The organism is Pseudomonas sp. BF-R-26, assembly GCF_019947395.1.
Classification (GTDB): Bacteria; Pseudomonadota; Gammaproteobacteria; order Pseudomonadales; family Pseudomonadaceae; genus Aquipseudomonas; species Aquipseudomonas farris.
The window spans coordinates 244,456-267,992 of the sequence record NZ_JAGYGK010000009.1; the positions used below are offsets into that span (position 1 = coordinate 244,456).

20 protein-coding genes and 1 other RNA gene are annotated in these 23,537 nt (G+C 58.0%); 13 read left to right on the forward strand and 8 right to left on the reverse strand.

Annotation, left to right across the window (positions count from 1 at the left end):
• Positions 1 to 5: 5 nt before the first annotated feature.
• The 3 genes from dnaJ to grpE form a co-directional block, all read right to left on the reverse strand.
• Entirely contained in the window at positions 6 to 1,130 is a 1,125-nt protein-coding gene (gene dnaJ / locus KGB18_RS15835; RefSeq protein ID WP_008067198.1) for a molecular chaperone DnaJ, read from the reverse strand.
• Between the two features lie 297 nt (positions 1,131 to 1,427).
• Entirely contained in the window at positions 1,428 to 3,344 is a 1,917-nt protein-coding gene (dnaK, locus tag KGB18_RS15840; RefSeq protein ID WP_030128089.1) for a molecular chaperone DnaK, read from the reverse strand.
• 102 nt (positions 3,345 to 3,446) lie between these two features.
• On the reverse strand, positions 3,447 to 4,013 hold the full coding sequence (grpE, locus tag KGB18_RS15845; protein ID WP_007900531.1) for a nucleotide exchange factor GrpE: 567 nt from the start codon (positions 4,011 to 4,013) through the stop codon (positions 3,447 to 3,449).
• Positions 4,014 to 4,254: 241 nt separating this feature from the next.
• Here grpE and recN point away from each other — a divergent pair, with 241 nt between their 5' ends.
• The gene (gene recN, locus KGB18_RS15850; RefSeq protein WP_052965677.1) at positions 4,255 to 5,928 is read left to right on the forward strand and encodes a DNA repair protein RecN; all 1,674 of its coding nucleotides are present in this window, start codon (positions 4,255 to 4,257) and stop codon (positions 5,926 to 5,928) included.
• Positions 5,929 to 6,003: 75 nt separating this feature from the next.
• Here the strand turns inward: recN and fur are convergent, their stop codons facing one another.
• Positions 6,004 to 6,408, reverse strand: a complete 405-nt coding sequence (gene fur / locus KGB18_RS15855; protein ID WP_003197684.1) for a ferric iron uptake transcriptional regulator — start codon at positions 6,406 to 6,408, stop codon at positions 6,004 to 6,006.
• Between the two features lie 97 nt (positions 6,409 to 6,505).
• Between fur and KGB18_RS15860 the strand changes: the two genes are divergently transcribed.
• The gene (locus KGB18_RS15860; RefSeq protein WP_052965679.1) at positions 6,506 to 7,033 is read left to right on the forward strand and encodes an outer membrane protein assembly factor BamE; all 528 of its coding nucleotides are present in this window, start codon (positions 6,506 to 6,508) and stop codon (positions 7,031 to 7,033) included.
• A gap of 61 nt (positions 7,034 to 7,094) precedes the next feature.
• Here the strand turns inward: KGB18_RS15860 and KGB18_RS15865 are convergent, their stop codons facing one another.
• The 3 genes from KGB18_RS15865 to KGB18_RS15875 are packed head-to-tail and all read right to left on the reverse strand — an operon-like array spanning position 7,095 to position 9,247.
• Positions 7,095 to 7,409 carry an RnfH family protein gene (locus KGB18_RS15865; RefSeq protein ID WP_123721316.1) on the reverse strand — a complete coding sequence of 105 codons (315 nt, stop codon included), beginning with the start codon at positions 7,407 to 7,409 and terminating at the stop codon, positions 7,095 to 7,097.
• On the reverse strand, positions 7,402 to 7,836 hold the full coding sequence (locus KGB18_RS15870; RefSeq protein ID WP_030128093.1) for a type II toxin-antitoxin system RatA family toxin: 435 nt from the start codon (positions 7,834 to 7,836) through the stop codon (positions 7,402 to 7,404). Before KGB18_RS15870 ends, KGB18_RS15865 begins: the two co-directional genes overlap by 8 nt.
• A gap of 7 nt (positions 7,837 to 7,843) precedes the next feature.
• Positions 7,844 to 9,247, reverse strand: coding sequence for a sodium-dependent transporter (locus KGB18_RS15875; protein WP_123721317.1), 1,404 nt, complete (start codon positions 9,245 to 9,247; stop codon positions 7,844 to 7,846).
• Positions 9,248 to 9,365: 118 nt separating this feature from the next.
• On the opposite strand from KGB18_RS15875, the gene smpB reads away from it, so the two are divergent.
• Positions 9,366 to 9,848 (forward strand): SsrA-binding protein SmpB, encoded by a 483-nt coding sequence (gene smpB, locus KGB18_RS15880; RefSeq protein WP_007900551.1) that lies wholly within the window; start codon positions 9,366 to 9,368, stop codon positions 9,846 to 9,848.
• Positions 9,849 to 9,994: 146 nt separating this feature from the next.
• Here smpB and KGB18_RS15885 read toward each other — a convergent pair whose 3' ends face one another.
• Positions 9,995 to 10,762 (reverse strand): GntR family transcriptional regulator, encoded by a 768-nt coding sequence (locus KGB18_RS15885; RefSeq protein WP_030128095.1) that lies wholly within the window; start codon positions 10,760 to 10,762, stop codon positions 9,995 to 9,997.
• Positions 10,763 to 11,024: 262 nt separating this feature from the next.
• Between KGB18_RS15885 and KGB18_RS15890 the strand changes: the two genes are divergently transcribed.
• From KGB18_RS15890 to KGB18_RS15935, 10 genes are all read left to right on the forward strand, one after another.
• A complete protein-coding gene (locus tag KGB18_RS15890) occupies positions 11,025 to 12,716 on the forward strand; it encodes a lactate permease LctP family transporter (RefSeq protein WP_223570208.1) in 1,692 nt (563 codons plus the stop codon).
• A gap of 151 nt (positions 12,717 to 12,867) precedes the next feature.
• The gene (locus tag KGB18_RS15895) at positions 12,868 to 13,692 is read left to right on the forward strand and encodes a (Fe-S)-binding protein (protein ID WP_123721319.1); all 825 of its coding nucleotides are present in this window, start codon (positions 12,868 to 12,870) and stop codon (positions 13,690 to 13,692) included.
• Positions 13,689 to 15,143 carry a LutB/LldF family L-lactate oxidation iron-sulfur protein gene (locus KGB18_RS15900; protein WP_223570209.1) on the forward strand — a complete coding sequence of 485 codons (1,455 nt, stop codon included), beginning with the start codon at positions 13,689 to 13,691 and terminating at the stop codon, positions 15,141 to 15,143. The genes KGB18_RS15895 and KGB18_RS15900 overlap by 4 nt, the downstream gene beginning before the upstream one ends.
• Positions 15,143 to 15,814: a lactate utilization protein C gene (locus KGB18_RS15905; protein WP_223570210.1), complete on the forward strand. Its 672-nt coding sequence runs from the start codon at positions 15,143 to 15,145 to the stop codon at positions 15,812 to 15,814. Before KGB18_RS15900 ends, KGB18_RS15905 begins: the two co-directional genes overlap by 1 nt.
• Positions 15,811 to 18,621: an FAD-binding and (Fe-S)-binding domain-containing protein gene (locus tag KGB18_RS15910; RefSeq protein ID WP_223570211.1), complete on the forward strand. Its 2,811-nt coding sequence runs from the start codon at positions 15,811 to 15,813 to the stop codon at positions 18,619 to 18,621. The genes KGB18_RS15905 and KGB18_RS15910 overlap by 4 nt, the downstream gene beginning before the upstream one ends.
• Positions 18,622 to 18,750: 129 nt before the next feature.
• The gene (locus KGB18_RS15915; protein ID WP_123721323.1) at positions 18,751 to 19,023 is read left to right on the forward strand and encodes a hypothetical protein; all 273 of its coding nucleotides are present in this window, start codon (positions 18,751 to 18,753) and stop codon (positions 19,021 to 19,023) included.
• A gap of 306 nt (positions 19,024 to 19,329) precedes the next feature.
• Positions 19,330 to 19,605: a hypothetical protein gene (locus KGB18_RS15920; protein ID WP_048396647.1), complete on the forward strand. Its 276-nt coding sequence runs from the start codon at positions 19,330 to 19,332 to the stop codon at positions 19,603 to 19,605.
• A gap of 97 nt (positions 19,606 to 19,702) precedes the next feature.
• Positions 19,703 to 20,096, forward strand: a transfer-messenger RNA (tmRNA) gene (gene ssrA / locus KGB18_RS15925).
• A 187-nt stretch (positions 20,097 to 20,283) separates the two neighbouring features.
• Positions 20,284 to 21,540, forward strand: coding sequence for an integrase domain-containing protein (locus tag KGB18_RS15930; protein ID WP_123721324.1), 1,257 nt, complete (start codon positions 20,284 to 20,286; stop codon positions 21,538 to 21,540).
• A 910-nt stretch (positions 21,541 to 22,450) separates the two neighbouring features.
• Positions 22,451 to 23,524 carry a PAAR-like domain-containing protein gene (locus KGB18_RS15935; protein WP_123721325.1) on the forward strand — a complete coding sequence of 358 codons (1,074 nt, stop codon included), beginning with the start codon at positions 22,451 to 22,453 and terminating at the stop codon, positions 23,522 to 23,524.
• The last annotated feature ends 13 nt before the right edge of the window (positions 23,525 to 23,537 follow it).

The window sequence follows — 23,537 nt, forward strand, 5'->3', positions numbered from 1 at the left end:
ACTCCTTACAAATCGCCGAAGAAGCGCTTCACGCCTTCGAACCAACCGGTGGTTTTCGGCGAATGACTGTTGTCACCCGCCAGGGAGCTGCGCAACTCCTCCAGCAATTCGCGCTGACGACGACCCAGGTTGACCGGGGTTTCGACCGCCACACGACACATCAGGTCACCCGCACCGCCACCACGAACCGGCGCGACGCCTTTACCGCGAACACGGAACTGCTTACCGGTCTGAGTCCCTTCAGGGATCTTCAGTTTGACCCGACCATCGAGGGTCGGAATCTCCAGCTCGCCGCCCAGCGCTGCGTCGACAAAGCTGATTGGCACTTCGCAGAACAGGTGCTTGCCGTCACGCTGGAAGATCGCGTGCTCGCGCACATTGATCACCACGTACAGGTCGCCAGTCGGGCCACCCTGCGCACCCGCCTCGCCTTCACCAGACAGACGAATGCGGTCGCCAGTATCGACACCGGCCGGCACTTTCACCGACAGGGTCTTGTACTCTTCGACACGACCTTCGCCGCGGCAGGAATCGCACGGGTCGGAAATGATCTTGCCCTGGCCATGGCAGCGCGGGCAGGTCTGCTGCACCGAGAAGAAACCCTGCTGCATGCGCACCTGACCGATACCGCCGCACGTCGGGCAAGTGATCGGTGAGGAGCCTTTCTTGGCACCCGAGCCATCGCACGGCTTGCAGTTGACCAGTGTCGGAACGCGGATATTCACGGTCGTGCCGCGCACCGCTTCTTCCAGGTTCAGCTCCAGGGTGTAACGCAGGTCGCTGCCGCGCTGAGCGCCGCCACGAGCACCGCCGCGACCGCCACCGAAGAAGTCACTGAAGACATCGCCAAAGATGTCGGAGAAGTTCTGACCGCCAAACCCGGCACCGCCGCCACCCATACTCGGGTCGACACCGGCATGACCGTATTGGTCATAGGCCGCGCGCTTGCTGGAATCGGACAGCACTTCGTAGGCCTCGTTGGCCTCCTTGAACATATCTTCCGACGCTTTGTCATCGGGATTACGGTCCGGGTGGTGTTTCATCGCCAGGCGACGGTAGGCCTTTTTCAGGTCCGCCTCGCTTGAACCACGCTCAACACCCAATACTTCGTAATAGTCACGCTTTGCCATAAGTCTTTGCACTCTTAAGGACGTTCGGCAAACCTCTCCTGAGCCTCGCCAAACTCGTTGAGCCCCAATACAGGCCCGGACCCAACTCACGTCAATTCAACGATCCTGGTCTTTGATTCGATGCGGTACTTTCGACTCGAAAAGCAGGAGCATTTCCGGTCATACCGCCAACATCCGAGCGTTGTCGCATGCTGTAAAAATTCGCTTACTCCAGACATGCCAACGCGGGAGCAAGCTCCCGCGCGGCGACATCCTACCAGTCACCGCCTGAAGGCAGTCAACCGGGCGACCAACAACTTACTTGTGGTCTTTGACTTCTTCGAACTCGGCATCGACAACGTCGTCAGCCTTTTCAGCCGATTCGTCTTTCGGCGCCGCGCCTTCAGCTGGCTGAGCCTGATCAGCGTACATTTTCTGAGCCACTGGCGCAGAAACCTTGGACAGCTCTTCAACCTTGGCTTCGATAGCGGCCTTGTCGTCGCCTTTGATGGCGGTTTCCAGGGCAACTACAGCTGCTTCGATTGCAGTCTTCTCTTCAGCGCTCACTTTATCGCCAGCATCAGCGACCATTTTGCGCGTCGAGTGAACCAGGGCATCGCCTTGGTTACGGGCGCTGGCCAGCTCTTCGAACTTGCGGTCTTCTTCAGCGTTCACTTCAGCATCGCGAACCATCTGCTGAATTTCTTCCTCGGACAGACCGGAGTTGGCCTTGATCACGATCGACTGAGTCTTGCCGGTAGCCTTGTCTTTCGCGCCGACGTGCAGGATGCCGTTGGCGTCGATGTCGAAGGTCACTTCGATTTGTGGCACGCCACGTGGTGCTGGTGGAATCTCAGCCAGGTCGAACTTGCCCAGGGACTTGTTCTGTGCGGCTTGCTTACGCTCACCTTGCAGTACGTGAATGGTCACTGCGCCCTGGTTGTCGTCGGCAGTCGAGAACACTTGCGATTTCTTGGTAGGAATCGTGGTGTTTTTCTCGATCAGCGCGGTCATCACGCCGCCCATGGTTTCGATACCCAGGGTCAGCGGGCTGACGTCGAGCAGCAGAACGTCTTTCACGTCACCAGCCAATACCGCGCCCTGGATAGCAGCACCCATGGCAACAGCTTCGTCAGGGTTGACGTCTTTACGTGCTTCTTTACCGAAGAAATCGGTCACCAGCTTCTGAACCAGTGGCATACGGGTCTGACCGCCGACCAGGATCACGTCGTTGATCGCACCAATCTCGATACCGGCATCTTTCATGGCGATGCGGCAAGGTTCGATGGTGCGCTGAACCAGGTCTTCAACCAGCGCTTCGAGCTTGGCGCGGGAGATTTTCACGTTCAAGTGCTTAGGACCGGTAGCGTCTGCAGTGATGTACGGCAGGTTCACGTCGGTCGACTGGCTCGAGGACAGTTCGATCTTGGCTTTCTCAGCGGCTTCTTTCAGGCGCTGCATGGCCAGCGGGTCACCCTTGAGGTTCATGCCGCTTTCTTTCTTGAACTCGTCAACGAGGTAGTCGATCAGACGAATGTCAAAGTCTTCACCGCCCAGGAAAGTGTCACCGTTGGTGGCCAACACTTCGAACTGGTGCTCGCCATCGACTTCAGCGATTTCGATCACGGAAACGTCGAAAGTACCGCCGCCCAAGTCGTAAACGATCACGGTGTGATCGCCTTTCGCCTTGTCCATACCGTAGGCCAGTGCGGCTGCGGTTGGTTCGTTGATGATACGTTTAACGTCCAGACCCGCGATGCGGCCGGCGTCTTTGGTGGCTTGACGCTGGCTGTCGTTGAAGTAGGCCGGAACGGTGATCACCGCTTCGGTCACTGGCTCGCCGAGGTAGTCTTCGGCGGTCTTCTTCATTTTCTTCAGAATTTCAGCCGAAATTTGTGGCGGCGCCATTTTCTGGCCGTTCACTTCAACCCAGGCGTCGTTGTTGTCAGCCTTGACGATCTTGTAAGGGACCATCTGGATGTCTTTCTGTACGACTTCTTCGTCAAAACGACGACCGATCAGACGCTTCACCGCGTACAGGGTGTTATGCGGATTGGTCACTGCCTGACGCTTGGCCGACTGGCCAACCAGGATTTCACCGTCGTTGGCATAAGCGATGATCGACGGCGTGGTACGCGCGCCTTCAGCGTTTTCAATAACTTTGGCTTTGCCGTTTTCCAGCACGGAGACGCAGGAGTTGGTAGTCCCCAGGTCGATACCGATAATTTTGCCCATGTTCACTCTCCCGAAACTTTGGATTTGGATGCCGCAGCAGTGGTGGCTGACTGCGGTAGCACTTAAACGCTTGACTTCTAAATGGGGGCCTTGCGGCTAATTTCAAGCCTGCTCGTCAATCGAAGGCGAAACCGGCGCAGGTGCCTTGCTGACCACGACCATGGCCGGGCGCAGCAGGCGACCGTGAAGCTGGTAGCCCTTCTGAAATACCTTGAGCACGCTGTTTGGCTCGACGTCGGCGCTTTCCTGCATGGCCATTGCCTGGTGATGCGAGGCGTTGAAGGGTTCGCCTTCAGGATCGATCGCTTCCAGGTGATAGCGTTTCAGGGTGTCCTGGAACATTTTCAGGGTCAGCTCGATCCCTTCGCGCATCGGACGAATGTTTTCGTCGTCAGGGTTGGATAGCTCCAGACCGCGCTCCAGGCTGTCGATGATCGGCAGCAGGTCGCCAGCGAACTTTTCCAAGGCAAATTTGTGAGCCTTTTCAACGTCCTGCTCGGCACGGCGGCGGACGTTCTGCAGATCGGCGGCTACACGCAAAGCCTGATCCTGCGCACCAGCCAATTGCTCTTCGAGCACTTGTACACGAGCCGCCAGGTCTTCACCCGAAGCCTCGGGGCCCTGGTTGGCGTCTAGATTTTGCGTATCCACTGTCTGTTCGTCAGCCATAGATTTCTCCTTCCAATATCGTCCGCGAGCTCAACTCGCGCTTCTGCCCCGGTATATGGGGCCGCAAAATTCAGCTTCAAGGGCTATTTGATGATTAACCCTACAAAAAACAGCTGCATTGTCATTCCTCATCGCACTAAGGATTTCCTTAAATCAAGCAAATCGACCTAAGAGGGGGCATTGTCAGCCAGAAACAAAACACTGTATAAATAACCAGACCTAAAGCCTGGGAGCGGCCTTTATGCTGGTGCACCTGTCCGTACACAACTACGCCATCGTTGAACATCTCGATCTCGAACTCGATCGCGGGATGAGCGTGATCACAGGGGAAACCGGCGCCGGCAAGTCGATCATGCTCGATGCCCTGGGCCTGACCCTGGGCGATCGCGCAGACAGCGGCGTGGTCCGCCCGGGCGCCGACAAGGCCGATATCCTGGCCACCTTCGATCTGGTCGACATCCCGGAAGCCAGCGCCTGGCTGGCCGAACGCGACCTCGAGAACGACGGCCCGTGCATTCTGCGTCGAGTGATCACCGCTGAAGGGCGATCCCGCGGCTATATCAACGGCACCCCCTGCCCCCTCGGCGACCTGAAAGCCTTGGGCGAGTTGCTGATCGATATCCACAGCCAGCACGAACACCAATCCCTGCTCAAAACCGATACTCACCGCCGTCTGCTCGACGAATACGCCGGTGCCACGGACCTGGCTCGCCAAGTGCAACTGGCTGCCCAACGCTGGCGCCAGACCCGCCAGGAGCTGGAACGTCTTTCCAACTCCGGCGACGAACAGCGCGCCCGTCATCAGTTGCTCAGCTATCAACTCGAAGAACTGGAAAACCTCGGCCTCGGCGAAAACGAGCTGGAGCAACTGGAACAGGAACACAAGAACCTGACCAACGCCGAAACCCTGTTGGGCATTTGTCGGCAAGTGGTCGAACAATGCAGCGAAAGTGATTCCGGTAATGTATTGAACGCGCTCACCGCCAGCCTTAACCGCCTGTCGAGCGTGAACAATTCGATCGGCGCCCTGGGCGAAGCCAGCAGCCTGCTGACCAGCGCGCAGATTCAAGTTGAAGAAGCCGTAGGCGAGTTGAACCGCTTTCTCGACAACTTCGACGCCGACCCGGCCCGCCTTCAATACCTGGAAGAGCGCCTTGATGCCATCTACACCTTGGCGCGCAAACATCGCATCCAGCCGACCGAGGTCGCCGAGATGCAACAGAAGCTACTCGATGAAATCGAAACCCTGAATGCCAACGACGAATCCATCGAACGACTGAGCGATGAGCTGGCCTCCTACGCCCGCCATTATCAGGAGAAGGCTCGGGATCTGAGCGATCTGCGGCACCAAGCCTCGAGCAGCCTGGCCAGTGCCGTGGAACAGGAAATCCAGCGTCTGGGCATGCCCGGCGGCCGTTTCACCATCGAACTGCGCCCCAACAGCAGCGACGAACTGCTGCCCAATGGGCTTGAACAGGTAGAGCTACTGGTGAGCGCCAACCCGGGGCAACCGTTGAAAGCCCTGGCGAAAGTGGCGTCGGGTGGCGAACTGTCGCGTATCAGCCTGGCGATTCAGGTGATCACTGCACAGACCTCGCGCGTGCCAACCCTGGTGTTCGACGAAGTGGACGTGGGTATCGGCGGCCCGACCGCCGAGATTGTCGGCCAGCTGCTGCGACGCCTCGGGGAGCGTGGGCAGGTTCTAACCGTGACTCACTTGCCGCAAGTGGCGGCGCAAGGGCATCAACATCTATTTGTACACAAGGTCCGCGGTGAAGACGCCACGCATACAGCCGTCTCCAAACTGAGCAAGACCGATCGTGTCGAAGAAGTGGCACGGATGCTGGGTGGCATCGACCTCACCAAGGAATCACTGGCTCACGCGAAAAAGATGGTCGTTACCGCGAAAATTTAAGAACGGCAGAAAGCACGAAGGCGACCCTGAGGTCGCCTTCGTTCGTTTCGCGAACCTGAAGTTCGCGCGACATGCTTACTTTTTCTTGCGTACGTACAGCACAAGATTGTGATCAACCATCTCGAAGCCATACTTGTCGACGATTGCTTTCTGCAGCCGCTCGATTTCTTCGTCGAAGAATTCGATCACTTCACTGGTTTCGACGTTGACCATATGGTCGTGATGCTTGCCGTCGTCCAGCTCGAAGACCGCATGGCCTCCGTCGAAGTTGTGCCGCACCACAAGGCCAGCTGCCTCGAACTGGGTCAGAACACGGTAAACCGTGGCCAGACCGACGTCCTCACCAGCCTCCATCAGCGCCTTGTAGACATCCTCGGCACTCATGTGGCGTTGCTCGGCGGAATCGAGCATTTGCAGAATTTTGACCCGTGGAAGGGTCACTTTGAGGCCGGCTTTGCGTAGTTCGCTATTTTCAACCATGGTCAGCTTTCTCGCGATGCTGCTTCGCAGCTTCTCTTAATGCGGGTATGATCGGCGTTTACGTTGTCCCAGCCAAGATAGTGGAAGTCGCCCACCGATGCAAAACACCAAGCTCTTGCTAACCAGTTTCACCTTTGTGGGACTGCTCGCACTCGCCGGTTGTTCATTCCCCGGGGTTTACAAAATCGACATCCAGCAGGGCAATGTCGTCACGCAGGACATGATAGACCAGTTACGCCCGGGAATGACCCGCCGGCAAGTACGGTTTATCATGGGTAACCCTCTGCTGACCGACACGTTCCATGCCGATCGCTGGGATTATCTCTACAGCCTGCAACCGGGTGGCGGTGAACGCCAACAGGAACGCATTAGCGTTATCTTCAACCCAAATGACCAACTTGTCAGCCTCTCTGGCGATTTCATGCCGGGCGTGAGCCGCGACGAAGCCATTCTCGGCAAGGACAGTGGCACTACCGTGACCACGCCTGCAGAAAACGCCGAGAAACCGAAGCCAGAAAAACCGGTCAAGCCAGGTTCGTTGCTGGACCAGATCCAGAAGGACGTGGACAACGTCGAAACTGTTCCAATCCCGACGCCAGAACCGCTGGAAACCTCGCCGCAATAATTTGCGACGCAATAAAAAACCCGGCATGTCCGGGTTTTTTATCGTCTGGCGTTTAACCGGATCACTGATTCCGGGCTTTGGCCTCGGCCGCCTTGGCGGCGCGCAACCGGCGAACTTCTTTCGGGTCGGCGAGCAGCGGCCGGTAAATCTCGAGGCGATCCCCTGCCTGAACCGGACGATTGGCCGGCTCAGCGATCACTTTGCCAAAGATCCCAACCGGACAACTGGTTAGATCCAGCTCAGGGAATTCGCTGTTCAGGCCGGATTTGAGCAACGCATCTCGCACCGTTGCGCCCACCGGCACCGTTACGGTCAGCAGTACCTGACGATCAACAGCGGCATACACCACTTCGACCTTGATCATTGCCTCAACCATGCATCTGTTTCGCACGCTGGCAAAACGCGTCCATCAGCGTATTCGCCGCCTGATTGAACAAAGGCCCCAACGTCGCACGCACCAGCGGTCCCGAGTAGTCGAACGACAAGTCCAGACTGATCTTGCAGGCCTTCTCGCCCAACGGCTTGAATACCCAGACGCCGTGCAACTGGCTGAACGGACCTTCCTCGAGGTTCATCTCGATCGAACGCCCTGGCACCAGGGTGTTACGTGTCACGAAGTGCTGACTCAGGCCACCCTTGGCCACGCCGACACTGGCACGCATAAGCTCAGGAGTGCTTTCCAGGACTTCCGCCGACGAGCACCACGGCAGGAATTCCGGATAGCGGGCCACGTCGTTGACCAAGTCATAAAGCGCTTGGGCCGGATACGGCAGCAGGGCCGAACGTTGAATGTGTGTCGTCATGTCAGCGTTACTTCCACAGCTGGGCGGCAAACACTACAAGAATGCCGATGGGCGCCACATAGCGCATCAAGAACAGGGACAGGGCGAACAGCACCGGACGGCGGATCGACAATTCGTCGCGCACCGCTTCACGCCCCATCACCCAGCCCGCAAACACCACGAAACACAAACCACCGAGTGGCAACATGATCCGCGAGGTGAAGAAATCGATCACACCAAAGAAGTCCAGACCACCGGCAGCTCCCCATTGATAGAGGTGGAACATCCCGCCTTCGTTCACGAAAAACTTGGCTTCCTTCCAGATATTGAAGGAAAACACGGTGCCCAGACCGACGAACCAGCAGATGAATGCCAACCAGAAGGTGACCCAGGCGCGGCTGATCTTCGTGCGCTCAACCAAGTAAGCCACCATCGGCTCGAGCAGGGAAATCGCCGAACTCCAGGCCGCAATTGCCACCAGCACGAAGAACACTACGCCCATCAACTGGCCGAACGCTACGTTGCCAAAGGCAAATGGCAGGCTGACGAACATCAGGCCAGGACCTTCGCTCGGGTTCAGGCCGGCAGCGAACACAATCGGAAACAATGCCAGACCGGCCAACAGCGAAACGAAGGTATCGAGCAGCGCCACGCCAACGATGGTTCCGGAGATCGACGAGTTCTTCGGCATGTAGGCGCCGTAGATCATGATCGAGCCGACGCCCACGCTCAGGGAGAAGAACGCATGCCCCATTGCCGGCAGCAAGCCATCCAGTACCTTGTCCGGGTGGAAGTCGAACATGAAATGCACGCCTTCCATGAAGTGGCCGGTGGTCATGCTGTAACCCAGCAGCACCAGCATCATCACGAACAGCAATGGCATCATGATCCGCAGGCTGCGCTCCAGACCCGCGACTACGCCTTTGGCGATCACCACGGCGGAGAGGAGCATAAAAATCGTATGCCAAAGTGTCAGGCGCCATGGGTCGGCGATCACATTGCCGAAATAAGCCCCGACCTGATCAGGCGTTACACCCTGGAAGTCGCCACGACCCATGTCGATGATGTAATCCAGCGACCAGCCGCCGACCACACTATAGAAAGACAGAATCAGCAGCGCCGTGATCATCCCGGCAAATGCGCCCCAGGACCATTTCGCCGAATGCCCCGCTTCCAGCGCCAGAACCTTCAAGGCATTGGCCGGGCTCTGCCGCGCGCGGCGGCCGATCAGGGTTTCGGCCAACATGACGGGCATACCGATCAGCGCGATACAGGCGAGGAACATCAGCACGAAGGCTCCGCCACCGTAGACGCCGACCATGTAAGGGAATTTCCAGATACTACCCAGCCCCACGGCCGAACCGGTCGCGGCGAGTATGAAGACCCAGCGGCTAGCCCAACTGCCGTGGACAGAAACCTTGTCTGTCGACATCGTTATCACGCCCAAGCGTTCAAAAAAGAGGCCGCATTGTCCGGGATTCAATCAACCTGCTCAAGCACGTAGCGATACCGTAGCCGACTCGCTTGCAACTCCCTATAATGCCGCCCCTATGGCTAAACAGAAGAAACACCCAACAGGGACCATCGCGCAGAACAAAAAGGCGCGACACGATTACTTCATCGAGCATAAGTTCGAGGCTGGTCTGGTCCTGGCCGGCTGGGAAGTAAAAAGTTTGCGGGCAAGCAAGCTACAACTGGTTGACAGTTACGTGCTGCTCAAGGATGGCGAAGCCTGGTTGCTCGGCAGCCACATTACGCCGCTGATGACTGCCAGCACTCACGTCATCGCTGATCCGACCCGCACCCGGAAATTGCTGCTCAACCGGCGCGAGCTGGAAAAGCTGGCCGCTGCCGTGCAGCAAAAAGGTTACGCCTGCGTATGCCTTTCCTGGTACTGGAGCAAGCACATGGTCAAGTGCGAGATCGCTCTGGGCAAGGGCAAGAAGGAATACGACAAGCGTGATACCGAACGCGAACGCGACGCCGGTCGTGAGTTGCAGCGTGCGGTGCGAAACAAGGGTAAGGAAGATTAATTTTCCACCCTGATCGCGGCTTTTGTGGCGAGGGAGCTTGCTCCCGCTCGGCTGCGAAGCAGTCGTAAACGATCTGCTTAACGGTGCTGGCCTGGGGGCCGCTTCGCGCCCCAACGGGAGCAAGCTCCCTCGCCACAGTGAACTGATTACATCCCCTTGCGCCGCTCTGCCCGAGCCACGCGCTGCACTTCCTGACGCACCTCTTCCAGCACTTCCTGCACATACAAAATGTGCCGACTGGAAACCTCCCGCGCCTGCTCTGCCCGGCCTTCGATAATCGCCAGATACAATTCTCTGTGCTGCGCGATCAACATGTCGCGGGTTTCAGCGCGCTGTTTGTACATGCCGCCGATGTTGGTCACCACGTTGCGCTTGAGCAGGTCGAACAGCCCACGAATGGTGTGCAGCAACACCGCGTTATGACTGGCCTCGGCGATCGCCAAATGAAATTTCGCATCCGCCGCGCCCTCTTCCGCCCGACCCACTTCGTCATGGCGCGAATAGCAGTCTTGCAACTCGTCGAACGCCGCCGTCAGCCGCTCGCGATCCACGTCAGTGGCGCGCAATGCCGCGTAGTAAGCACAGGATGCTTCCAGCGTATGACGAAACTCGAGCAAATCGCGCTGGGCCTCGGGGTTGCTTTCCAGCAGATGCAGCAGCGGATCACTGAACGTCGAGCCCAGGGATTCCACCACATAGTTACCGCCGCCCTGACGACTGACCAGCAACCCTTTGGCTGCCAGTTTCTGAATCGCTTCGCGCAACGAAGGACGTGACACACCGAACTGCTCGGCCAACGCACGCTCTGCCGGCAGGCGCTCGCCGGCCTTCAATGTGCCCTCGAGAATCATCCCTTCGAGCTGCTCGACAATATCGTCAGACAAACGGCGCTGCCGAATCTGATCAAACCCCATCACTCAATTCTCCACGATCCCGGCGGCTCGCCGGGCTCTCTATTCTGGCCTATCGGCGCAGCGCCAGCACCTACCAGACGACGTTTGATCGAACAGATCAGATGCGTTCTGCACCGCTCATTCGACAAAAGTTTTAGGGCGGCAAATTGACACACCGCCTACAAGGCTTTTACCCTAGCCAACAGCGATTGTAAATTGGTATTACCAATTATCCAAGAACGCTGACCAGTGCCTGACCAACAACAATTAGGGGCCACCCCATATGCAAACCTGGCAACAGCTCTACAGCCCGCTCGGCAGTCTCGGCGTGTCCGCACTCGCGGCCGTCATCCCCATCGTATTTTTCTTCCTGGCTTTGGCCGTGTTCCGCCTCAAAGGCCACGTGGCCGGCAGCATCACCCTCGCGCTGTCGATTGCCGTGGCAATCTTCGCGTTCCAGATGCCGGTCGATATGGCCTTCGCAGCAGCCGGCTATGGCTTCGCCTACGGTTTGTGGCCGATTGCGTGGATCATCGTGGCAGCGGTATTCCTCTACAAACTGACGGTCAAGAGTGGCCAGTTCGAAGTGATCCGCAGCTCAGTGCTGTCGATCACTGACGACCAACGCCTGCAAGTGCTGCTGATCGGCTTCTGCTTCGGCGCCTTCCTGGAAGGCGCCGCCGGGTTCGGCGCACCGGTAGCGATTACCGCCGCGCTGCTGGTAGGACTGGGTTTCAACCCGCTGTACGCCGCCGGCCTGTGCCTGATCGCCAATACCGCGCCAGTAGCCTTCGGTGCCTTGGGGATTCCGATCATCGTCGCCGGGCAAGTCACCGGCATCGACGCGTTCAAGATCGGCGCCATGACCGGTCGCCAGCTGCCATTGCTGTCGCTGTTCGTGCCGTTCTGGCTGGTATTCATGATGGATGGCCTGCGCGGCGTTCGGGAAACCTGGCCGGCTGCGCTGGTGGCCGGCTTGAGCTTCGCCGTCACCCAGTACTTCACCTCGAACTTCATCGGCCCGGAACTGCCGGACATCACCTCGGCGCTGGCCAGCCTGGTTTCTCTGACCCTATTCCTGAAAGTCTGGCAGCCGAAACGCGCTGCTGGCGCCCACATTGTCGGCGCGGTTTCGGCTTCCGTGGTGGCCAGCGCCGGTGGTTTCGGCCAGCCGCGCACCACCGTGCCTTCGCCTTACAGCCTGGGGGAAATTTTCAAAGCCTGGTCGCCGTTCCTGATCCTCACCGTACTGGTCACTATCTGGACGCTGAAACCGTTCAAGGCGATGTTTGCGGCAGGCGGCTCAATGTATAGCTGGGTGTTCAACTTCGCGATTCCGCATCTGGATCAAATGGTGATCAAGGTCGCCCCGATCGTGACCGCCCCGACGGCGATTCCGGCGGTGTTCAAACTCGATCCGGTTTCCGCGACCGGCACGGCGATTTTCTTCTCTGCGCTGATCTCAATGCTGGTGCTGAAGATCAATCCAAAAATTGGTCTTACCACTTTCAAAGAGACCGTCTACGAACTGCGCTGGCCGATTCTGTCCATCGGCATGGTGCTGGCCTTCGCCTTCGTCACCAACTACTCGGGCATGTCGTCGACCATGGCTCTGGTACTGGCAGGCACGGGTGCGGCATTCCCGTTCTTCTCGCCGTTCCTCGGCTGGCTCGGCGTGTTCCTGACCGGTTCCGATACTTCGTCCAACGCACTGTTCAGTTCGCTGCAAGCAACCACCGCGCACCAGATCGGCGTCAACGACACCTTGCTGGTGGCGGCGAATACCAGCGGCGGCGTGACCGGCAAGATGATTTCGCCGCAATCGATCGCCGTGGCCTGTGCCGCGACCGGCTTGGTGGGCAAAGAATCGGATCTGTTCCGCTTCACCCTCAAGCACAGCCTATTCTTTGCAACGATCGTCGGCCTGATCACTTTGGCTCAGGCCTACTGGTTCACCGGCATGCTGGTGCACTAAGAACTACACGCGACACGGAAAAAACCGACGCCGGGTTACGCCCCCGGCGTCAGCTATTCACAACCGGGTCTGCAAGGCTGCTGAAAGCTTCCCTCACTATATTCAGCAGCCTCAGCGGACGGATAACCGGGACCACCCGGAGACACGCCTGATGAGCGAGCTTTTTTACAACGCTGTGCCGAACGCGACCCGCGTCGCCCCGCCACTGCCCGAGCCTCGGCAATACCCCAGCGAAAAACCGTCACGGGTCTACCTGTTCGGGACTTGCGTGGTGGATCTGTTCTACCCGGAAGCCGGGATGGACGCGATTCATCTGCTGGAACGCGAAGGCATTCGTGTCGAATACCCGCAAGGGCAAAGCTGCTGCGGGCAACCGGCCTACACCTCGGGTTACACCGAACAGGCCCGGACCGTGGCGCGCTCGCAACTGGCGCTGTTTGCCGGCGATTATCCGGTGGTGGTGCCGTCGGGATCCTGCGCGGGCATGTTGCGCGAGCACTACGCCGACTTGTTCAAGGACGAGCCGCAAACGCTGAAACAGGTCCAGGCCCTTGCGGCACGGACTTATGAACTGGCGGAGTTCCTGCTGTTTGTCTGCAAGGTGCAGCTCAAGGACAGCGGCGAACCGGTAAAAGTGGCGTTGCACACGTCGTGCTCGGCACGTCGAGAAATGAACACCCACCTGCACGGTCGTGAGTTGTTGGCGCAGCTGAGCAATGTGGAGCGAGTCGACCACAGCCACGAAAGTGAATGCTGTGGCTTTGGTGGGACTTTCAGCGTCCGTATGCCAGATATTTCCGGCGCGATGGTGGCTGACAAGACCCGAGCGCTGAAGGAATCCGGCGCGCACAAGGTACTCAGTGCCGACTGCGGTTGCCTGATGAACATCAATGGCTCGTTGGAGAAACAGCAGGAAGCGTTACGCGGTCAGCATCTGGCCAGTTTCCTGTGGCAGCGTACCGGAGGTGCCCAATGAGCACTTCCACGATTATTCCTACGGTTGCTGTAGAAGATGATTTTCGCGCCCGGGCTCATAAGGCTTTGGCTGACACGCAACTGCGAAACAACTTTCGCAGCGCGATGGATTCACTGATGAGCAAACGGGCAGCGTCCTTCAGCGATGCCCACGAAAGAGAACATTTGCGAGCGCTGGGCAATGCTGTCCGCGCCCGTGCTTTATCCAAGTTGCCCGACCTGCTTGAGCAGCTTGAACAGAACCTGACCCGCAACGGTGTGACAGTGCACTGGGCGGAAACGGTGGACGAGGCCAATGGCATCGTCTTGGCGATCATCCGCGCTCACGAGGCGCGGCAAGTGATCAAGGGCAAATCGATGGTCAGCGAAGAGATGGAGATGAACCATGTCCTCGCGGCTCAAGGCATTGAATGCCTGGAGTCGGACATGGGCGAATTCATCGTCCAGCTCGACCACGAGAAGCCTTCACACATCATTATGCCGGCGATCCACAAGAATGCCGGTCAGGTCGCGTCCTTGTTCCACGACAAACTTGGCGTGGAGTACACCAAGGACGTAGACCAACTCATTCAGATCGGTCGCAAAGTCTTGCGACAGAAATTCTTCGAAGCAGACATCGGCGTCTCCGGCGTCAACTTCGCCGTGGCCGAAACCGGCACCTTGCTACTGGTGGAAAACGAAGGCAACGGGCGCATGTCGACCACCGTGCCGCCCGTACACATTGCCGTCACGGGCATCGAGAAAGTCGTCGAAAACCTGCGGGACGTTGTACCGCTGTTGTCGCTGCTGACCCGCTCGGCTCTCGGCCAGCCGATCACCACCTACGTCAACATGATCTCCGGGCCGCGCAAGGAACATGAACTCGACGGCCCGCAGGAAGTGCACCTGGTATTGCTCGACAACGGTCGCAGTCAGGCGTTTGCCGACAGCGAATTGCGCCAGACCCTGAACTGCATCCGCTGCGGCGCCTGTATGAATCATTGCCCGGTCTACACCCGAATCGGCGGCCATGCCTATGGGGAGGTTTACCCTGGGCCTATCGGAAAAATCATCACCCCGCACATGGTCGGCCTGGCGAAAGTCCCCGACCACCCGAGCGCATCTTCGTTATGCGGCGCCTGCGGTGAAGTCTGCCCGGTAAAAATTCCGATCCCCGCATTGCTGCGTCGCCTACGGGAAGAGAACGTCAAAGCCCCGGACAGCCCGCATCAAGTGATGCGCGGTCAGGGCAGCAAGTACTCGCGCAAAGAACGGTTTATCTGGAACGCCTGGGCGAAGCTCAACAGCTCACCAACGCTCTATCGCTTGTTCGGCTTTTTCGCCACCCGCCTGCGCGCGCTGACGCCGAGCAACATCGGCCCGTGGACCCAGAACCACAGCGCACCGAAACCCGCCGCCCGCTCACTGCATGACATGGCCCGCGAGCATTTGGCCAAACAGGGAGACCGCTGATGAGCGCCAAGCAAAATATCCTCGCCAAATTGCGCAACAGTCTGACGGGGACCACGCCGGTGCCTGACAACTTCGATGTCGAATTGGTCACCGAGCCCTACACCTACGCGCCCGAACAACGCATCCCGCAACTGCGCAAACTGATGGAAGCGGTGCACACCGAAATTCATCTGACGTCCGGAGAAGGCTGGCCCGAATTGCTGGCGCAACAGCTGCAAGATCGCCAGTTGCCGAGCCTGTTGATTGCGCCGACGACACCTCACGGTCAACGCATCACTCAGCATTGGGCGAAAAAACCTGGCCTGCCAGCGCTCAAAGCCTACGACCGTCCGGTCGAGGAATGGAAAGCCGAGTTGTTCAACGACACCCCGGCCAGCCTGACCACCACCCTCGGCGCAATCGCCGCAACAGGGAGCCTGATTCTCTGGCCGACGCGGGAAGAACCGCGCCTGATGAGCCTGGTGCCGCCAGTGCATTTCGCCCTGCTCAAGGCCAGTGAAATCCGTGACAACTTCTATCAGGTACAACAGGAGTTCGAATGGGCCCAAGGCATGCCGACCAACGCCTTGCTGGTGTCCGGTCCGTCGAAGACTGCCGACATCGAACAAATACTGGCCTACGGCGCCCACGGCCCGAAAGACCTGGTCGTTCTGATCCTGGAGGACCAATGAGTCTACCGGCGGCTTTCCTGCGAGATGCACAGCAACTGATTCCTCAGGCACGACGTTTCGACGATCCGCTATCGACTTTGGCCTTCGGCACCGACGCCAGTTTCTACCGGCTGATTCCGAAACTGGTGATCCGCGTCGAGTCCGAAGACGAAGTGGTGGCGCTGCTCAAACTGGCGCAACGGGATAAAGTCCCGGTGACCTTCCGCGCCGCCGGCACCAGCCTGTCTGGCCAGGCCATCAGCGATTCAGTGCTGATCGTGCTGGGAGATAACTGGAACGGTCGCGAGATACGTGGTCAGGGTATGCAGATCCGTCTGCAACCGGGCGTGATTGGCGCCCAGGCCAACGCCTGGCTGGCACCGTTCGGACGCAAGATCGGCCCAGACCCGGCGTCGATCAACGCCTGCAAAATCGGCGGCATTGTCGCCAACAATGCGAGTGGCATGTGCTGCGGCACGGCGCAAAACACCTATCACACATTGGCCGGAATTCGTCTGGTGCTGGCCGATGGCAGCCGTCTCGATACCGAAGACGGCGTCAGTGTGGCGGCCTTCCGTGAGAGCCACGCCGAGCTGCTGGAACGTCTGGCGACATTGGGCCGCGAGACCCGCGCCAATGCCGAACTGGCTGCGAAAATTCGCCACAAATATCGTCTGAAAAATACCACCGGGCTGTCACTCAATGCGCTGGTGGATTTCGACGAGCCTGTGGATATCTTGAGCCACTTGCTGGTGGGCTCCGAAGGCACGCTCGGGTTTATCAGCGCGGTGACTTACGACACAGTGATCGACCATCCGAACAAGGCGTCGGCGCTGATCGTGTTCCCGGATGTAGAAACCTGCTGCAACGCAGTCACTGTGCTGAAAAGCCAACCCGTATCGGCGGTGGAACTGCTGGACCGTCGCAGCCTGCGCTCGGTGCAGGACAAGCCCGGCATGCCGGCTTTCGTACAACAACTGTCGACCAATGCCTGCGCCCTGCTGATCGAATCCCGCGCGGCCTCTTCCACTTTGCTCCAGGAACAACTGACGCAAATCATGGCGTCACTGACGGGTTTCCCGGTAGAGAAACAAGTCGACTTCACCGAAGACCCGGTGGAAAACGCCCGACTCTGGGCAATCCGCAAGGACACCTTCCCTGCCGTCGGCGCGGTGCGCAAAACCGGCACCACGGTGATCATCGAAGACGTGACCTTCCCGGTGGAACAACTGGCCAGCGGCGTCAACCGCTTGATCGAGCTGTTCGACAAACATCACTACGACGAAGCGATCCTTTTCGGACACGCCCTGGAAGGCAATCTGCACTTCGTCTTCACACAAGGCTTCAACAGCGCGGAAGAAGTCGCACGCTACCAGGCGTTCATGGACGACGTGGCGCAATTGGTGGCCGTTGAATTCGGTGGCTCACTGAAGGCCGAACACGGCACCGGTCGCAACATGGCGCCCTTCGTCGAACTGGAATGGGGTAGTGACGCTTACCAGTTGATGTGGCAGCTCAAACGCCTGCTCGACCCCAACGGCATTCTCAACCCGGACGTGGTGCTCAGCGACGATCCGCAGATCCATCTCAAGCACCTGAAACCGTTGCCCGCCGCCGATGAGATTGTGGATAAGTGCATCGAATGCGGCTTCTGCGAACCGGTGTGCCCGTCGAAAGGCCTGACGCTGACCCCGCGCCAACGCATCGTGATCTGGCGTGACATTCAAGCGAAGAAACGCGCTGGCACAGACACCGCCGAGCTGGAACAGGCCTACGAATACCAAGGCATCGAAACGTGCGCCGCCACCGGCCTGTGTGCACAACGTTGCCCTGTAGGAATCAACACCGGCGAACTGGTGAAAAAGCTCCGCGGCCGTAAAGCAACGCATACGAAAACTGCCAACTGGATTGAAGGAAATTTCGCCACCGCATTGCAAGGCGCACGCTTCACCCTGCACGTCGCCAACGGTGCGCGGATGCTGCTGGGGGCACCACGCCTGGCGAAGCTTTCGGCATCGCTGACGCGGCTGTCCAAGGGTCAGGTTCCGCAATGGACCAACGCCATGCCACAACCGGAAAGGGCCATCCGTTTCAGCCCGACGGTGTCGGATGAGCGACCTCGGGTGGTGTACCTGGCGGCCTGCGTGTCGCGGGTCATGGGCCCCGCGGCGGGTGATAAAGAGCAAATGTCGCTGTACGACAAAACCCGTGGTCTATTGGAAAAAGCCGGCTACCAAGTCGTTTTTCCAGACAATCAGGACAACCTCTGCTGTGGTCAGCCATTCGCCTCCAAGGGTTACGCTGAACAGGCCGAACACAAGCGCCAGGAACTGATCGGCGCACTGCTACAGGCCAGCCGCGGAGGGCTCGACCCGATCTATTGCGACACCAGCCCCTGTACCTTGCGGCTGGTTCAGGACTTGGGCGATGTGCGACTGGACCTGTACGACCCGGTGCGTTTCATCCGCACTCACTTGATGGATCGTCTCGATTTCACCCCCCAGGAAGCGCCGATCGCGGTACACGTCACGTGCAGCACTCAGCATCTCGGTGAGAGCCAGGCGCTGATCGATCTTGCGCGCAAATGCAGTAAAAACGTGGTCATTCCGGAAGGCATTCACTGCTGCGGTTTTGCCGGTGACAAAGGCTTCACAACCCCGGAATTGAATGCCCATTCGTTACGCACGCTCAAGGACGCGGTGCAGCAATGCAGTGAGGGGATTTCCACCAGCCGCACCTGTGAGATTGGTCTGACGCAACACGGTGGAATTGACTACCACGGGCTGGTTTATCTGGTGGATCGAGTAACGCAGGCCAGGGCGACCTGAAGAAAAATAGAACCCTGACGCATCGTCGCAGTCCACCGATCAAGTCCCGCAAACGTGGGACCTTCCCCAAAATTGGCAGCCCGTCCTGATGGCCAGCGATGCCTGGACCCTCAGTTCAAGGAGATACACATGAAACGCTCTGTACTGTTAGGTATGTTCGTTACTGCCTCAATGCTGGCGTCTCCCTCGTTTGCCGCCGAAGACCTCTGTGCGGTCAACTTGAAAACCATCGAAAATGCCAAGTCACAGACTCCTCCAGAGATGACTGATCAGGTAATGGAAAGCGTCACGAAAGCCAAAGCCGATCAGGCAAAAGGCACCAAGGAAGGGACTGATGATTGCATAGCCGAGACCGAACAAACGATCCAGCAACTCAAGAACGCGAACAAAGGCGGGAAGTAATCCAGCACAAGGCCAACCTTCGGGTTGGCCTTCTGAGCCATGTAAACCCTAAGCTTGCGGAGCATCAGGCAGACTCACGACTGCTTCGCGGCCGAACGCAGCCTCGCGAGCTCGGCAGCTGCAACAGATTGCATTTCGTCTTAACTGACTGGCATCAGGCGTTTCTTGTCCCTTTTTCGCACCCGCCTCCCGGAAAAATCTTTCACCCCATCGCCAGCAAAAACAGAACCCTTGCCCCCCCCCACAGTCCATTTGTTAAGCCCCAATCAGCGTGGCCCATCCCTACCCCCGTTCCAGGAGATACCCATGAAGCGTTCCGCCCTGGCTGGACTGCTCATCGCTGCAACAATGCTGGCCTCCTCCGCATACGCCTCAAACGATAGCGATCAATGCGTAATGAAGCTCCAGGAAGTCAACAGCAAGCTGTCCAGCGCAGCCACGCTGGACGCCGCCACCAAAGGTGTCGTCATCACCAAAGTCGAACAAGCCAAGGCCGCCCACGCTGCCAACAATGACAAAGAGTGTGTTTCCCTGACGCAGCAGGCGCTTCAGGACATTCAAAGCCACTTGAATAGCCATTAGCGCCGGGCCAGATAACACGCAGGTAAGGACAGAAGGTCGACTCGCCGCGCGCATTGGCGTACACTGCGCTTGCCTGCTGGTTACACACAGCAGGTTCGGGGCCGTTTAGGATTCGACGCCGGTTGCGAAACTTTAGGTGCATGCCGAGTTGGTAACAGAACTCGTAAATCCACTGTTGCAACTTTCTATAGTTGCCAATGACGAAACCTACGGGGAATACGCTCTCGCTGCGTAAGCAGCCTTAGCCCTTCCCTCCTGGTACCTTCGGGTCCAGCAATCATCAGGGGATGTCTGTAAACCCAAAGTGATTGTCATATAGAACAGAATCGCCGTGCAGTACGTTGTGGACGAAGCGGCTAAAACTTACACAACTCGCCCAAAGCACCCTGCCCGTCGGGTCGCTGAGGGTTAACTTAATAGACACGGCTACGCATGTAGTACCGACAGCGGAGTACTGGCGGACGGGGGTTCAAATCCCCCCGGCTCCACCACTTCATCATCTAAAGACGTCCACGGACGTCTTTTTTTGTGCCTGAAATCCAGCAAAATCAAGGGTTTAAGCGCTATTGGGCTCCGTAGAGATTTTCTGAGTTCCAGCCATTTGGGTATTCCAAATGGTATTCCAAGCCATCCGGTGCTATTTTTTGGAATACCAAAACGGTGTCAGAGGTAGCTCTCATGCCTGCTCTAGCCCTTCGCCTCTCCGACCGCCAGCTCAAGGCAGTCAAGGCAAAAGACAAGGATTACGTCCTCAGCGATGGTGACGGCCTCCAGCTCCGAGTCAGGAGCAACGGCTCGATGCTGTGGAACTTCAACTACCGCGAGCCGGTAACCAAGAACCGTATCAATATGGGGCTCGGCACGTACCCAGAGCTCTCACTAGCGAACGCCAGGAAAAAAGTGGTGGAAGCGCGCGAGCTGCTTGCACAAGGCATTGATCCCAAGGTGCAACGCAATGCACAGGACGAAGCCAAACGAGCGGAGACGGAACACACGTTCGAGAACGTGGCCACCGCCTGGTTCGAGCTGAAGAAGGACTCCGTCACGCCAGCGTACGCCGAGGACATTTGGCGATCGCTCACGCTGCACGTATTTCCAGACCTGAAAACAACGCCGCTCTCGAAAATTACCGCACCGATGGTCATAGAACTGCTTCGTCCAATCGAGGCCAAAGGCAGTCTCGAGACAGTGAAGCGACTGAGCCAACGGCTCAACGAGATCATGACCTACGGGGTCAACTCAGGAATGATCTTCGCGAACCCCCTCAGCGGTATCCGGGCGGTATTCAAGAAGCCGAAGAAAGAGAACATGGCTGCGCTTGCACCTGATGAACTTCCGGAGCTCATGCTGGAAATCGCGAATGCCAGCATCAAGCGGATCACCCGCTGCCTGATCGAATGGCAACTGCACACCATGACCCGCCCCGCCGAAGCGGCCACCACCCGATGGGTAGACATCGACTTCGACAAACGTATCTGGACCATCCCGCCGGAGCGCATGAAAAAGCGTCGTTCGCACACCATCCCGCTGACCGAACAGGCACTCGCGTTACTGGAGGCGCTCAAGCCCCACAGTGGTCACAGGGAATACGTGTTCCCGGCAGATAGAAACCCGCGCACCCACGCCAATAGCCAGACCGCCAACATGGCGTTGAAACGCATGGGCTTCCAGGACCGCTTAGTCAGTCATGGTATGCGCTCCATGGCCAGCACCATCCTGAACGAGCATGGGTGGGATCCGGAGCTGATCGAAGTCGCCCTGGCGTATGTCGACAAGGACGAAGTCCGAAGCGCTTACAACCGAGCTGACTACATCGAACGCCGGCGTCCGATGATGGCTTGGTGGAGTGAGCACATCCAGAAAGCGGCCACTGGCAACCTCTCGGCATCTGCGATCAATCAAACCAGGGACCACAACGTCGTGCCGATACGGTGAGCGCTCACCGGACGCCGCCGGTAACCGAAAATGACTCCTCAGATGGAGTGATGGTTGATTTGGCGACAGCGGCGACAGCGGCGACAGCGGCGACACCGGCGACAACCCGCGCAATACCTGGCCTGCAGCATGGCGACAGAAGTGGCGACTGTCGCCGTTGCAAGCCTCACTCTTGGGCTTCTCGGCCAAGCCCACGCGAGCGGGAAGGCTCCGCATTCCCACTCGCGTGGGCTCTGCGTAATTGCATCTCACTTGACCACCTAATTGCATTACCACTGACCAGTCATTTGCATTCGCGCTGACCAGCCGTTTGCAGTTGATGGGTGTCAGCGGGTGCCACTCAGCGCGAGTGCGTCAGCCAAGCACTGAAGGACTGCAACCGGCCAATAGCAGACCTTCGATGTGTCTGGTAAACCCAGGGCGATTCACCCCAAGGCTTACCGTATTAAATAACACCAATACCTCTATGGAGCACACCGCAGGTCTAACAGAGATTACAAGCAAGACGTTTGAGGTTGAGAGTCGCCACGTTTGCTCGAGCAAATAAAATTTAGGAAACAGAAGCCTTTTTTCAAATGCCGGAGTGAAGGCCAATACTCGTCATGGCTAGCCCTCGCCGAGCGAGGCTCTGGATCGGACGTACGCTTTTGGTCGTTTTTTGCCTGGCTTGTGAGCCACTGATTTCAGTGGTAGCCACCTAGGCCAGCCACCCACTTTTGCCACCATGGTAACCAGGGCAGACTTTTTCAACAGAATCGACCCGTTGATGTTCAGCATCATCAATATCCTGGTGTCCCCGATTGTTCTGAGGATCAGCCACGGTTCTCCTGCTGATTGGTCCTGGCAGATTGTCCGGCCACTGCTAGATTGAAATCAGGTCGAAATGGGCAGACTTGTTCAGGGAGGAGAAATGGCCAATCAGGTGTTCGCCAATGGACTGGAGATTTCCTGCAAGGCAGCCGAGGGCAAGTCTGTAGGCTGCTTTCCCGACGTGTGCTTCACTCCGCCACAAACGCCTGCCACACCTCCCGGCGTGCCGATCCCCTATCCGAATACCGGGCTTGCCAGTGATACCTCGAACGGATCACGTACGGTAAAAATTTCAAAAAAGGAGGTGATGCTAAAGGATCGTAGCTACTTTAAGACCAGTTATGGCGATGAGGCGGGATGCGCGCCGAAGAAAGGTGTGATCACCTCGAAGATCAAGGGCAAGGTGTACTTCACCGCTTGGTCGATGAACGTGAAGTTCGAAGGCCAGAATGTAGATCGTATGTCGGACCTGACTACTCACAACCATGGCTCGCAGGGCAATACCGTGCCTTGGCCGTACCTGGATGAAGTAGCGTTAGCTGCGGATGATCATCCCTGTGTGCAGTCCGGCCACTCGAAGAAGGTCAATGATAACTGCAAGAAACCCATCACAGATGACTGTTCCGAGGCCTGTTGCAAAGCCCGGCGTTGTGTCCTGGTTCCTTACAGCCCTAACAGTTGTTCAGGCTGCGGAGGAAAAACACCGCATCATCCCATTCCAGTTGGGGAACTGTCTGAACAGCGCAAGAAGGGCGAATCCCGAGGTCAGCCGCGTTATGCCAAGTACTCCGAGGGGGCCGCTCCGTGCATATGCGTTGAGGGCGCACATCATGACTCCAGAAATACGGTTACGACCGAGCTAGATGAACACGGACGGGCCGGTGCAAAATTCGCCCAGCTGCGTAACGCAAGGATTCCTAAGAAGTTGAAACTAGGCGATGAATACGACTTCAGCATCGCGCTCGACTGCGGTGCGCAAGCTATTTCTGCAATCATGGGCTGCGATGGCTGCGATGAAGCCTGCACGCGCGCGCAGTTGGAGAAAGGCCACGAACAACTGGGAGTGAAGCCCACTGACAAGGCTTTCAAGAGCAAGCAGAAAGCGAAGGTGCGACGGTTTAAAAAGCCACAATTGTCGGTACTGCCTGTGGCGACGCCCCGACCACCTCAATAGGCTGTGGATGGAC